At 62.5% G+C, this 13344-nt stretch carries 8 protein-coding genes; 1 reads left to right on the plus strand and 7 read right to left on the minus strand.

Annotation, left to right across the window (positions count from 1 at the left end):
• The first annotated feature begins 899 nt into the window (after positions 1-899).
• Positions 900-1334 (plus strand): hypothetical protein, encoded by a 435-nt coding sequence (locus VMF11_02900; GenBank protein HTU69245.1) that lies wholly within the window; start codon positions 900-902, stop codon positions 1332-1334.
• A gap of 519 nt (positions 1335-1853) precedes the next feature.
• Here VMF11_02900 and VMF11_02905 read toward each other — a convergent pair.
• The 7 genes from VMF11_02905 to VMF11_02935 all read right to left on the minus strand — a co-directional run bounded on the left by VMF11_02905 (position 1854) and on the right by VMF11_02935 (position 13328).
• On the minus strand, positions 1854-3440 hold the full coding sequence (locus VMF11_02905; protein HTU69246.1) for an SGNH/GDSL hydrolase family protein: 1587 nt from the start codon (positions 3438-3440) through the stop codon (positions 1854-1856).
• A 9-nt stretch (positions 3441-3449) separates the two neighbouring features.
• The gene (locus tag VMF11_02910) at positions 3450-4667 is read right to left on the minus strand and encodes a hypothetical protein (GenBank protein HTU69247.1); all 1218 of its coding nucleotides are present in this window, start codon (positions 4665-4667) and stop codon (positions 3450-3452) included.
• A gap of 91 nt (positions 4668-4758) precedes the next feature.
• Positions 4759-7995 (minus strand): efflux RND transporter permease subunit, encoded by a 3237-nt coding sequence (locus VMF11_02915; GenBank protein ID HTU69248.1) that lies wholly within the window; start codon positions 7993-7995, stop codon positions 4759-4761.
• The gene (gene lipA, locus VMF11_02920; protein ID HTU69249.1) at positions 7995-8867 is read right to left on the minus strand and encodes a lipoyl synthase; all 873 of its coding nucleotides are present in this window, start codon (positions 8865-8867) and stop codon (positions 7995-7997) included. Before lipA ends, VMF11_02915 begins: the two co-directional genes overlap by 1 nt.
• Positions 8857-9666 carry a lipoyl(octanoyl) transferase LipB gene (gene lipB, locus VMF11_02925; GenBank protein ID HTU69250.1) on the minus strand — a complete coding sequence of 270 codons (810 nt, stop codon included), beginning with the start codon at positions 9664-9666 and terminating at the stop codon, positions 8857-8859. The genes lipA and lipB overlap by 11 nt, the downstream gene beginning before the upstream one ends.
• Complete coding sequence (gene lpdA / locus VMF11_02930) at positions 9626-11071, minus strand: dihydrolipoyl dehydrogenase (protein HTU69251.1); 1446 nt, start codon at positions 11069-11071, stop codon at positions 9626-9628. The genes lipB and lpdA overlap by 41 nt, the downstream gene beginning before the upstream one ends.
• An 82-nt stretch (positions 11072-11153) precedes the next feature.
• The gene (locus VMF11_02935) at positions 11154-13328 is read right to left on the minus strand and encodes a tetratricopeptide repeat protein (protein ID HTU69252.1); all 2175 of its coding nucleotides are present in this window, start codon (positions 13326-13328) and stop codon (positions 11154-11156) included.
• Positions 13329-13344: the final 16 nt, after the last annotated feature.

A 13344-nucleotide genomic window follows, 5' to 3' on the forward strand; every position in this document is an offset into this window, starting at 1 on the left:
GCCATACTAGGCTTGGTCATCGTGGTTTCCTTTCGTGTCGATTGTTTTCTGCAAAAACAACCTTCGCCGAAAGCCACGGTGGCCGCTCTCATTTATGCGGCCAGGATAGTCCTCTCATACACCACGGCCTGGGACACGATCCCAAGCCACGCCCAACGCAGGGAATTCAGTTTCAGTGCGTCTCCGGCGGTATGCTGCTTATCATGCTTTGTACTGCGTCTCCGCAAAGCCTGTTCGTGCAGGGATGTCTTGCTGGGGGCGGATACGCCGGATGCGCGTTGGTCGATCTATGCGGGGATGTCTTGGTTAGTCCCGGCCTGGGACCCACCGGATTGTCAATAAGCGGGGGCATGGCATTCCCGCGCCCGGGCAGCAATGCGCTTAATATCTACACCGGGCTGTCCGGCAGTGTCGGGTTCTTCGATGGTGTAGGGGCCCAGGTTTCAGGAAATCAGTACGGCATGACAACATCTGGCGGTTTTGGCTGGGGGCGCTGGGGGATTTCGGGATCGTATGGCCGCCTGATACACCAGGGGGCGTGTGGAGGGCCAAAATAATTGGCGACCAAAGTCCGCTCTCCACTCGCTTCATCACTCAGAGGACCTAAGGAGCCGTAATGGGCGTACTTTCCAACCCGGCCTTCTGGCTTCTTACGGCAATTTTTGTCGCGGGTCTCGGTTTTGCCCTCGTGCGCTGTCGCGACGTCGTCGCTCCGAAATATCGAGCCGTCTATATGGTCCTTTGGACTCTTGCTTGCGGTTGTATTTGCGTAGGGGCTTACTATCACACCGGCACAACAGCGATCATCTTAATGATCCTCGCTATTATACTTTACGCCCCGCTGAATTTTCTTGAGCGCGATAGTCGCGACGGAGGAAAGTAGCCAAAAGGGCGCCCGAGTGACCCTGAAGCCGATTTCGAGGCAGGTGGCGGGGATATCGATCAATGCTGCGATTAGCACGAAGACCGCAGAGCGAGATCTGCGCCCAGTGAAGGGGTGGCCGCAGCTGCTCGGTGGCGCCATTTTTAGTGCGTTCTGGGTCATTTTCATGTTGAAACCGAACTGGTTCCCGCTACACCGGGTGGGCTCGGACCTGAATTGTGTATTCAATTGGCAAAACGGCGTGTCCAGATTGGGATCCATCGACCGGAACTTGGCGGCTCTGCTACAGATGAGAAGACCTTTCGCTCGCGAAGTGTTCGGCCTAGCGGTAAGCATGCTTTTTGCTTTTTTCAGGAATCCAAGCGTGGGCGGCGACGGCAACCTCACAAGCCTTAACGAAATCACCGCAAACCGCCAAGGCTGCGGCAAGGGAGTGGTTCTATCGGTTTAGGTCGGGGAGCATTGATCGCTCGCAGTTGGACCACGAATGCGATTCAGAGCTTACGAGGCCGAGGGTTTCTGAGATCGCTGCGTCGCTCCGGCCCTACAAGACTCCATCAGCAGTTTTCTTCATGGGTACCTCCCCGGCAGGGCCTGCTTTGGGTTACAATTTCATCCTGCAATTCCCCAACGGCAGGGTGCTTGAGGCGATTGCGCTTGATCGCTCAGGCACAATCGCGGGCTTCGATTTTCAAACATTCGCGAAATCGCCTCACTGAGAAGGGGCGCAAGGCTTTGCCACCGGATGTCCGGTGCCTCGTCGACTGAATACGATTACAGTGCGCGTATTTTCAAACCCCGCCTTCTAGTTTCTGGCGGCGATGTTTGTCGTCGGTCTTGGTTTTGCGCTCGTGCGCTGTCGCGCTGTCGTTGCTGCCAAATATCGAGCGCGATGGTCGCGAGGGAGGCGGGTGGCTGAGAGGGGCCCGAGTGATCGGGCCCCTCTCTTCACTTGCGAAATTCGGTTTCGCTAGGGTAACGGGAACGGCGAGTCGGGATCGCCGGCCTTGACCACATATGGATCGTACGGATCGGTTGAGGCGATCCCCGCCAGCTGGAGCGGGCTGAGCTGAGGTATCGTCATTCCGAACGCCGTGTCGGCCGTCGAGATGAACTGATTCGCGATGATCGCGTAACCGAGATTCGAGGGATGCAGTCCATCCCAGCTCACCAGCCCGCCGCCGAACTGCAGGCTGAGCGGTGCGGGGAAACCGCCGACCGTGTAGCCGGCTTGCGAGGCTTGGGTGAAGAGCGCATTGATCGGAACGAGTGCAACGCTGCTTCCGGACGAGGACGCGACTTCGTCGATCGCCTCGTTATATGCCGTGTTGACCGCTTGCACTTGCGCCGCGAATGCGGGCGTAAGGTAGACGCTGCCGAGACCGCTCCCCGCCGCGCCCGGATCGAGTTGGGGTGTGGCGCACGTCGCCGGCGCTTCGCTGCAACCCTCGACGATATCGAGGAAGCCGCTCTCGGTCAGATAACCACCGGCCGTCACGCCGTACTGCGTTCCGACATACGATACGATCGCACTCGCGGCAGCCGACGGAATGCCCAGCGCTTCGAGATCCGCGGCGAGTTTGGTCTGCGGGAAGAACTGCGGGACCGGATTCCCGGTCGTCGGAAGCAGCGTGGGAAGATCTGCGACCAGCACCTTCGATCCGCTCGCCGTCAACGTCTTGATGATCTTGGTGAGATCGGTTGCCATTTGCGTGGGCGTGTCGCTTGCCGGCGCGGTTGCGGCCGAGAAGATGTACTTGAGCAGATCGTTCGCACCCAGCCACACCGTCGTCAGCTTCGGCGACATTCCGGCCGCGACGTTGAGCATGGTGAGATTGCTGCCGTACGCGGGCTCGAACTCACCGAGGATCGGCAGGAAGAGTTGGTTCTCGCTTTCGACCAAACTCTGCAAGCCGCCCGATGTCGGATCGTTCGCCAGCGTCGCATACCCGCAGCCGCTCGAGGTTTGGGTCGGCGGACCTTCGTACGGACCCGTCATTGCCACCGCTTCGTGCATGGTGATGCCGGGAACGCCGAGATCGGCGATGCCGGTCGTCGGGCTGAGGTGGGTTTCTTCCCACGTCGTCGCGCCGAAGGCCGCATCGTTGAACGACGAGCAGCCCGATTGCGTGTTCGCAAAGAGCGTCGTGGCATTCAGGACGATTTGCGTCCCCAGGCCCGGCGCGTTGATCAACGGCAATACCGCGAGCGACGCGTTGGTCGTGGCGTAACTCGTGTGATTGCACGTTCCGCCGGTCGAGGTGAGGCAGTCGTACATGATCGCCCACCAGCCGCTGTCCTGTCCGGGGTAGACGGCGCCGCCGGGATATCCGGAGAGCGAACTTGTCGCCTCCACGCCGAGCAGACCGTCGGCTTGTTCGCCGGCCGTCAAACTATCGCCGACGCCGACCAGAATCGGGCCGCCGAGCGGCGTGGGCGCCGTCGCGGGGCCCGTTCCTTTGACGAGTTGCGGAACGTTGCCGCCACCGCCGCCGCCGCATGCGGCAAGCGAGGTGAGGGCAGCGAGTATGAGTAGCGCTATATATTTCTTCATCATTGCGTACCCTTAGATCGGAAGAACGACGGGTGAACCGACGCCGAATTGTAGTTGAAGTTGCGTGGCCTTCAATCCGCCGATTGCCGGCACTGTATTGGCGGAGCACGGCAGGGCGTAGCACTGCAGGTAGTTGATGCCGTAGGGGCTATAGTTGGTCGGTTCGCCGCTATTGAGCACGAGCTGAACGAATTCGTTCTTGCCCAGCCGCTGCGTCGCGCCCAGGAAGTACGCGGCCAGATGCTCGGGATACGGATCGGTCGGCAGGTAATCGCGCGAACTTTGCGGCTCGAAGAACAGCCGCAGCGTCTTGTTCACGTCGTATTCCAGATAGAGGACTTGATACAGTTGCGCGGTGTTCGATTGGTTGACGCCGTTCAGATGCGTGAGCCACGTCGGCGCGACGGTAAACGTTCCGAAGAAGCGCGGTGACTTCAAGAACGGGAAGGTGAACGCGACCGAGTCATACTGCGCGCTGCGCGTCGGAACGCCGGTCACCGGCAAGCCGTTGACCGGATTGACGAACGGTACGACGTCGCTGCCCGGTTGCCCCGATGCATCGATCTGCGACCAGCGCGAAACGTAGGTCGGCGTGACGACTACCGGAACCGGGCGGCCTTTGATATTGCCGAGCAAGAACAATTGCTCGTAGCTGAGCAGTAAGAACTTGTCCTTGGTCGTCAGATCGAGGTTGGTCGCGGTGCAGCCGCCGGCGGTCGTGCCGTTGAGGTTCGTGCAGCCCGCGGCGGGAAAGCCGGCCGGCAGATACACCGGAACGGTTCCGCTGTTGAAGCCGTACGGATAGTGCTGCAGTTCGTAATACGATGCGACGACGCGCGAGGTCGGGCTGAATCCGTAGGAGGCCATGCCGTCCATGCCGCCCTGCAGCCATTTGCCTTGCGCCGTGCCGATATTCCCGAACGGATACGCGACCGAGAGATCGGCGAAATAGGTGAAGCCGGTCGGGAGTCCTTGTTGCGCGGCGCCGCCGACGGGCTGTTGATTTACGGGGGGCACTTGCGCGACCGTCGACTGCGGACCGTCTTGACGTTTCGTCTGCGTCTTGGGTTGCGCCGGATGATCCATGGCGTTGCGGATGGCGGTGTTGGCCCCGCTCACCACGCTGTTGACGAGGGCTTCGCTTTGGTCGGCTTGCGCCGGCACGACGGATAGACCGAACGAGACGGCGACAAGAAGTGCCGCGCTCGTTCGGGAGAGGCTTTTGAGCATAGATTACTCTCCAAACTCGAGGTCCGGACTATTAAAAGTATCAGCTTCCGGCTGGCCCTGACTTCGGGCCGGACAAGTTTAAAACCCTCGTCTATTCGGCGCCGATCGGCGCCTCGACCGCTGTGTCTCCGAAGCTAGCGCGTTGTCCGCCGTCGCTCCGTCGCACCCCGCGCATCTCGAGCCCCTTGATGATCACGTAGAGCACGGGCGTGATCGCCAGATTGAGGAACGTCGAGAGCAGCATGCCGCCGAAAACGACGGTGCCGAGCGAGTGGCGCGCGGCGCTGCCCGCGCCGCTGGCAAACACGAGCGGCGTCATCGCGATGACGAATGCGATCGACGTCATCAGGATCGGGCGCAGCCGCGTCTGCGCGGCGCGAAGCGCGGCGGTCCACACGTCGGCTCCCGCCCGAAGCTGCTGATTCGCGAACTCCACGATCAAAATTGCGCTCTTGCTGGCCAGACCGATCAACATCACGTAGCCGACCTGCGCATACGCGTCCTGCTGAACGTTCGCGTAGAGAAAAGGCAGCGGAATGTGCCGAAAGTTCATGAAAAGCAGCGCGCCGAGCAAGGCAGCCGGTACCGCGAGCAACACGATCAGCGGATCGACGAAGCTCTCGTACTGCGCGGAAAGCACCAAGAACACGAACACCAAGCCGAGCATGAAGATCAGCGCGCTCTGTGCGCCGGCCGCGATCTCGTCGAGCTGCAGTCCCGACCACTCGTAGGTGATCCCTTTGGGAAGCACGCGCGCGGCAATCTGTTGCGTCGCGTCGATCGCTTCACCCGAGCCGTGACCGGGAGCCGCGCTGCCGTTCAATTCGATGTTGCGATAGAGGTTGTAGTGCGTGATGACCGGTGCGCCCAGCGTCATCTTCGCGGTGACCATCGCGCTGAGCGGCGTGAGCCCGGTGTTCGCGGCGTTCGTGCTCGCGGTCGGACTGATCGGCGAGGGCGTGGCGGCCGAGGGAACATAGAGATACTGCAGCGATGCGGGGTCGCTGCGATACGGCTCGTCGGCCTGCACGATCACCTGCCACGAACGATTGAGGTAGGTGAAGTTGTTCACGTAGAGCGAGCCGAGGTCGACCTCCATCGTGTTGAACACGTCGGTCAGGCTGGCGCCGACGGCCTTGACCTTGTTGCGGTCGATGTCGACTTCGAGCTGCGGCGAGTTGATCCGGAATTGGGTGAAAACTTGCGAGAGCCGCGGGTCGTGGGCGGCGGCGCCCATCATGGCGTACGCCGCGTTCATCAGCGCCGGTAGGCCTAGATTCGCGCGATCTTCCAACTCGAACTGGTAGCCGCCGAAGCTGCCGACGCCGTTGATCGCCGGCGGATTTACCGCGAAGATCTGCGCCTCGGGGATGTTCTTGTAGAACATGTAGTTGAGCCGGCCGAGAATCGCCGCCAGCGAGTGCCGCGGTCCCTTGCGGTCACCCCACGGTTTGAGCAGCGTGAAGATCAGCCCGCGGTTCGGCGCCGAACCGGTAAAGCTGAATCCGCCGACGTTGAAGACGTGCATCACTTCGGGCTGCGCGAGGATGATGCGCTCGGCTTTGATCGCGACTTGCTGCTCGGCGGCGAGCGAGGTTCCCTCGGGCGCCTGAACCAGCGTGATGAAATAGCCTTGATCCTCGTCGGGGATGAAGGCCGTCGGCGTCGTTCGGAAGAGGAATCCCGTCAGCAGCAGCGCCGCCACGAATACTCCGAAGACGGCCCAGCGCCGGCGGAAGAGTTTGGGCAGCGTACGCGCGTACCAGTCGCGGAAGTTGTGCAGGCCGGTATTGAACCAGCGAAAGACGCCCCAATTCGATTCCACGTCGCCGTGCAGCAGGCGCGCGGCGAGCGCCGGCGCGAGCGTGAGCGCTTGGAAGAGCGAGATGACGATCGCGGCGGTGATCGTCAGCGCGAACTGCTTGTAGAGCTGACCGGTCGTGCCCGGGAAGAACGCCACCGGGAAGAACACCGAGAAGAGTACGAGCGAGGAGGCGACGATCGCGCTCTGGATCTCGCGCATCGCCGTTTCGGTCGGCACGATGCCGTCGGTCTTGTCGGCCTCCATGTGGCGCGCAATGTTCTCGATCACGACGATCGCGTCGTCGACCACCAGTCCGGCGGCGAGCGTGAGGCCGAAGAGCGTCACCGTGTTGATCGAAAATCCGAAGACCTTCATCGCGAAGAACGCGCCGATCAGGGAAACCGGAATCGTCGCCGCCGGGATCAGCGTTGCTTTCGGGTCTTGCAAGAACAAGAAGATCACCAGAATGACCAGGACGACCGAGAGGAGCAGCGTGATCACGACCTCTTTGATCGACTCGCTCACGAACGCCGTGCTGCTGAACGCCACCTCCCAGTGCACGCCCGAAGGAAAGTTCACCGCGAGCTCGCTGAGCTTTTGCTTGACCGCGTTTGCCACTTGCAGCGCGTTGGCGTCGGGATATTGGAGAATGCCCATGCCGACCACGCGGGTATGACCGTCGAAGCGCAGGATCGACGAGTAGTCTTGCGCGCCGAGTTCGATCCGGGCAACGTCGCCCAGCCGGGTGAAACCGCCGTTGGGATTCGCGCGCAGGATGATGTTCGAAAACTGCTGCGGCGTCGAGAGCTGAGTCAGCGCGTCGATCGCATAGGTGTACTTCACGTTGGCAGAAGTGGGAGCCGCCCCGACGCTGCCGGCTGCGACCTCGACGTTTTGTTCTTCGAGCGCGTTGACGACGTCGACGGTCGAGAGCCCCTGGCCGGCCAATTTGCGCGGATCGATCCAGATGCGCATCGCGTACTGGCGCTGGCCGAAGACCCGCACCTGCGAAACGCCGGGGATGCGCGCCAGATCGTTGACGATATTGAGCTGCGCGTAGTTGCTCAGGTAGAGCGTGTCGTACTTCGGGTTGTCCGAAATGAGTGCGACGCCCATCACGAAGGCGCCGGAGTTCTTGGCGACCGTGACGCCGACTTGCTGAACGGTCGCGGGCAGCAGGCCGATCGCCGATTGCACCAGGTTTTGCACGTCGGCCGCCGCGATATCGAGGTTCACGCCCAGATTAAACGTCGCGGTAATGGTGGAGACGCCTTGGGCGCTGGTCGAGCTGATGTAGCGCAAGCCCTGCGCCGAGTTCACCGCGGTTTCGAGCGGGTTGGTGACCTGGGCTTCCACCGCTTCCGGGCTCGCGCCGACGTACGATGCGGTAACCGTGACCACCGGCGGCGCGATCTGCGGATATTGATCGATCGCGAGCGTGGGCAGCACGATCAGACCACCAAGTAAGATGATGATCGAGCACACGGCGGCGAAGACGGGACGCCGCAGGAAGAAGCTACTCATTAACCCTCAAAGGCTTGTTCGGCGTGGTACGAGCTGCGTGAGAGCGGGCTCGAGACCACTTGATGGAATCCCTTGGTTTTGGCAAGCGCACCGAGCCGGTCGAATTTCGCCGGCGTCACGAACTCGGTGACGGGTAGATGTTTCTTGCTCGGTTGCAAATACTGGCCGATCGTGAAAATATCGACGCCCACATCGCGCGCATCGTCCATCGCGCGTTCGATTTCCTCCTCGGACTCGCCGAATCCGATCATGATCGACGTCTTGGTGAAGCGTTCGGGCGCGCGCGATTTCGCGTGCTCGAGAATGCGCAAGGACTGATCGTAGCCGGCGCGCTTGTCGCGCACGGTGGGCGTGAGGCGCCGCACGGTTTCCAGGTTGTGTGCAAAGACGTCGGGCCGCGCATCCATCACGATATCGAGCGCGCGCAGATCGCCATGGTAGTCGCCGCTGAGAATCTCGACCCGCGACCCGGGCGCGCGCTCGTGGATGGCGCGTACGGTGTTGGCGAAGATCAAGGCGCCGCCGTCGGGAAGATCGTCACGATCGACCGCGGTGAGCACCAGGTATTTCCAGCCGAGCTCGCGGACGGCGTCGGCAACGCGCAGCGGCTCCATCCAATCGACGATGCCCCTCGGGTTGCCGGTCCGCACGTTGCAGAAGCGGCACCCGCGCGTACACGTCTCACCCAAAATCATGATCGTCGCGGTACCGGCTCCCCAACACTCGGCGATGTTCGGACAGGCCGCCTCTTTGCACACGGTATTGAGCTGCAGTGCGCTTACCGCCGCGCGCACGCGCGCGTAATCCTCGCCCGAGGGCAACGAGACGCGCAGCCATTCCGGCTTGCGGATCAGATCGATCTCAGTTGCCATCGTTAACCGCACCCTTCGACAGGCTCAGGGTGACAGAGGGGCTGTGGCTCAGGGTGACAGAGGGCGCTGCGCTCGTCGTGACTGAGGACTGCGATATCAACGTGTCAACCTGAGCTTGTCGAAGGATAATTCCAAACGCCTTTTCGAGTTCTTCGATCAAGACCGGTTTGACCGAGTCGACGCTTACCGCCCTCCCGCACTCGTGCGCGATCGAGGTGATGCCGTGATCGGTCAATCCGCACGGATTGATCAAGCGATCGTAGTCGAGCGCCGTCGTCACGTTGAGCGCGATACCGTGAAGCGAAACCATCTTCTGTACTGCAAGGCCGACGGCGCAGATCTGGTTGCGGCCAACCCACACCCCCGCATGCTCCTTCCAACGCTCCGCCGCGATTCCGTACTGCGCGACGGCCTCGATGACGGCACTCTCGAGGGAGCGCACGAGCGGCACGACCTCGCGGAAGCGCTCCAGACGCCGAATCGGATACACGACCAACTGCCCGGGACCGTGATACGTGACGTCCCCGCCCCGCTCGATTTCCACCAGGTCGACCCCGCGGGCGGCAAGCGCTTGCGGCGAGAGCAAAACGTTCTCGCGATTGGCTTTGCGGCCGAGCGTGATCACCGGTGTATGCTCGACGAAGATCCAGGTGTCGGGCTCGCGCCCCTCGCGCACCGCCTCGTGCAACGCGTGCTGAATCTCCCACACCTCGCGATATGGACGCGTGCCTAGATCGAGCAGCCGCGCCGGTTTGGCGCTACTTTGCCGCGACCGCGGTCTTGGGCTTGGGATTGACAATGTGGATGGCCTTTCCGTGCGCCGCCTCCGCCGCGTCCATGATGCATTCGGTCAGCGTCGGATGCGGATGCACCGAGAGCCCGATGTCTTCCAGGGTCGCGCCCATTTCGAGCGCGATCACGCCCTCGCCGATCAGCGATTCGGCCTGCGGCGCGACGATGTGCATGCCAAGGAGCAAGTCCGTCTTTGCGTCGCCGACGAGTTTGACCAGGCCGTCGCTCTCGTTCATCGTACGCGCGCGGCCGCTGGCCGCGAGCGGGAACTTGCCGATGCGCAGCTCGTAGCCTTTGGCTTTGGCTTCCTCTTCGGAGAGGCCGATCGTCGCGACCTCGGGATCGGTGTACACGCAGTTCGGAATCGCGATCGGATCGAATGCGGCCGACTTATCGCCCGAGATCACCTCGGCCGCGACCACGCCTTGTTTCATCGCGCGGTGCGCCAGCAACGGTTGACCGGTGACGTCGCCGATCGCGAAGATGCTCGCGACCTTGGTGCGGCACTGCGCGTCGACCGCGATGAAGCCCTTGTCGTCGGTTGCAAGTCCGGCTGCGGCGAGATTGAGCGTATCGGTCACCGGACGCCGGCCGACCGCGACCAGCACCATGTCGAACTCGCGCGTCTCGTCCTTGCCGTTCGTGCCCTCGCCGTTGAACGTCGCCTTGACGCTCTTCCCGCTTTTCTCGAGTTTTCCGACTTTGGTCGAGAGCATGATGTCGACGCCCTGCTTTTTGAGGATACGTCCGAGCGTTTTGGATATCTCGAGATCGGTTCCGGTGAGGATCTGCGGCAGCGCTTCGATCACCAGCACGTTCGCGCCCACCCGTTTGTAGACGGTCGCGAACTCTAGCCCAATCACGCCGCCGCCGATGATCAGCATATTTTTGGGGATGCGCTTCATCTGAACCGCGTCGTCGGAGTTGATGATCGTTTCGCCGTCACGCGGCCAGGCTTTTACGTCGATCGGGGCGCTGCCGGTCGCGATCACGACGTTTTGCGTCTTGATCGTGTCGGTACCGCCCTCTTTGTTTTTGACGACGATCGTGCCGGCGTCTTTGAAGCTCGCCTCACCATAAAGAAACTGGACGGTATTGGCCTTGAAGAGCGTCTTGACGCCGTTGACGTTGGCATTGACCACGTCGGTCTTGAACTTTGCCACGCCCTCGCGGTCGACGTCGGCCTTGGGCACCTTCAATCCGATCGCGCCGGCATGATCGATCTGCCGGATGATCTCGCCGACGTGGAGCAGTGCCTTGGTCGGAATGCATCCCCAGTTCAAGCAAACGCCACCGACCTCGTCGCGATCCACGCAGATCACGCTCTTGCCGAGTTGGCCGAGCCGGATCGCGGCATGGTATCCGCCCGGGCCCGCGCCGATGACGACGGCATCAACTTGATGTTCAGCCACTGCTCTCTCGCTCCTGAAGGATGATGGTGGGGAAATGGGGGCTTGCCCACTATACCAGGTCTTCGCCGGGCGCTGCGCCGACCTATTCCGCGCCGAGCAGGTCGGCCAGGCGCGAACAGAGCCGGCCGAGATCCCACCCGGCGACCGTCCGCGATCCCTCGGCCAGCGCGCCCTTCCCCAGCGCCTCGACGATGGCCGCCTCGTCGCTCTCGGTCTCGTGAGCGAAGATCCCGAACGCGACCAGCGCGTGCTCACTGCGGGAGCGGCGGGCGGCGGCCGCCGCCAGCGCCGCCGCGCGCGGATTGTGTCCGAAGAGCAGCCGGCGCGTGGCGACCTCGGCCAAGCGTGCGGTGTAGAACGGCTGCGGCGAGCGCCGCAGCAAATCGCACGCGATCAGCAATTGTTCGTTGGCGGTGGTGAGATAGCCGCGCGCCAGCGAGCAGCGGGCCAGCGTTTCGTATTGCCAGGCGATCATCGTCGAGCTTGCGCTCGCCTCGAAGCGCTCGATGGCCTCCTGCGCGTGCTCGACCGCCGCATCGTATTCGGCCATCGCGTATTCGACTTCGGCCAAATCGCCGAGCGCGATGCCGGTGAGCATGCTCGGACCTTGCTCGGCGAGCATCCGAATCGCGCGGCGAAAAATCTCGTGAGCGCGCTGGACGTCGCCGTAGCCTTCGAAGAGCACGCTGCCCTGATTGATCAAGGCGGTCGCCACGCCGCGTTGATGGCCCAGTTGCTCGTAGAAGCGAAGTGCGGTCTCCACGTAGGTCGTCGCTTCGTCCAGCCGTCCGGTGTTGAGCGAGGCCGCCGCCAGCGCGTTGTAGGCGCGCGCAAGACCGAGGCGATCGCCGGCAATGGTGAACGCCGAGATCGTGAGGGGCCCGTTCTCGAGCATGCGATGATAATCCGAGGCTGCGTGCGCCACGCACAAACCAAGGTAGTAGATACGCCCGCGCATCTCGGGCCGCAAACGCTGGGCTACTCCTTCGAGACGCTCCGTCCAGCGCACGCCCTCGGTGTACCGTCCGCCTTCGGTCCAGATCGTGACCATTGCGGTCAAGACGTCGTCGATGACCGCCACTCGCTCCGCCGGACGTTTGATCGCCCAAATCAGGGTCGTGCAGAAGTCCGCGTATCGCGATTGCAGCCGCGCCATCGCGCCGGCTGTGTTGTCGCCGCTTCGAATCTGCGACCACAGGTCGCAGGCCAGGTCGTTCATGCGCCGTGCGAAGGCTTCGTCGAGCGCTTTACGGTTGCGCGCGGTTACGAGCATGCGGGTCGCCACCGCGCGTATCGGCAGCAGCATGCGATAACCGAACTCGGTCGTAACAACGAGCGAACTGCGCACGAGATCGTCCAGCGCACCGCGCACGTCGTCGCGGTCCATATCGCCCAATGCGCACAGGTCGTCTTCGTCGAATTCGTCAGCGAAGAGCGAGGCTTGCGCGAAGGCGCGCTTCGCCCGATCGTCGAGTTGCGAGTGGCTCCAGGCGATCACGTTGCCGATGGTGCGATGGCGGGGCTCCGAGCCGCGCGTCGATCGCAGCTGATAGGGGCGAAGCTCCTCGAGTTCTTCCGCCAGCAGATCGAGCGAGAGGGAGGCCAACCGCGCCGCGGCCAGATCGAGCGCGACCGCGAGGCCGTCGACCCGCTCCACGATGCGGGTGACCGTCGAGACGGTCGCGTCGTTGATCTGGGCGGAATCCATTTCGGCGCGCGCCAGAAAGAACGCGATGCCGTCGTCGATCGTGAAGGGTTCGAGTTCGAAAACCGTTTCGTCGGTGTAGTCGAGGCGGCGCTGGCTGGTTGCGATGACGGTGAAGTGCGGCAGCACGCGCAGCGCGTCGATGAGCGCGGACGTCTCATCCGGCGCATGTTCGCAATTATCCAGCGCCAGGATGATCGGGCGATCGCGTAAGCGATCGACCAGCGTCGCGGTTTGCACGCGCCCGGATTCTTCCGGAATGCCGAGCGCGCTCATCACCGTTCCTACCACGGCTTCCGGCGCGACGCCGGCAAGCGGCAAGAAGATGCATTCGGCGGCGGAATCGCGCGCGAAACGCGTGATCGCTTCGTGCGCTAGGCGCGACTTTCCGACGCCGCCGGGACCGACGAGCGTGAGAGCGCCTCCTCGCTTCAAGAAAGCGAGCAGCGCACGAAGTTCGTAAGCGCGTCCCACAAAGGGAACGCGCGTATCCACCGCGTTGTAGTCGAGCACGGTATTATCTATGTCGGCAAGCGTCAGGCCGGGGTTCATCGAAAATGGACCACTT

It is taken from the genome of Candidatus Baltobacteraceae bacterium (assembly GCA_035502855.1).
GTDB lineage: Bacteria > Vulcanimicrobiota > Vulcanimicrobiia > Vulcanimicrobiales > Vulcanimicrobiaceae > Aquilonibacter.

Coding starts and splice junctions, on each gene's coding strand:
- VMF11_02935 (HTU69252.1), bottom strand. CDS start 13,328: ATGAACCCCGGCCTGACGCTTGCCGACATAGATAATACCGTGCTCGAC.
- lipA (HTU69249.1), bottom strand. CDS start 8,867: ATGGCAACTGAGATCGATCTGATCCGCAAGCCGGAATGGCTGCGCGTC.
- VMF11_02910 (HTU69247.1), bottom strand. CDS start 4,667: ATGCTCAAAAGCCTCTCCCGAACGAGCGCGGCACTTCTTGTCGCCGTC.
- VMF11_02915 (HTU69248.1), bottom strand. CDS start 7,995: ATGAGTAGCTTCTTCCTGCGGCGTCCCGTCTTCGCCGCCGTGTGCTCG.
- VMF11_02905 (HTU69246.1), bottom strand. CDS start 3,440: ATGATGAAGAAATATATAGCGCTACTCATACTCGCTGCCCTCACCTCG.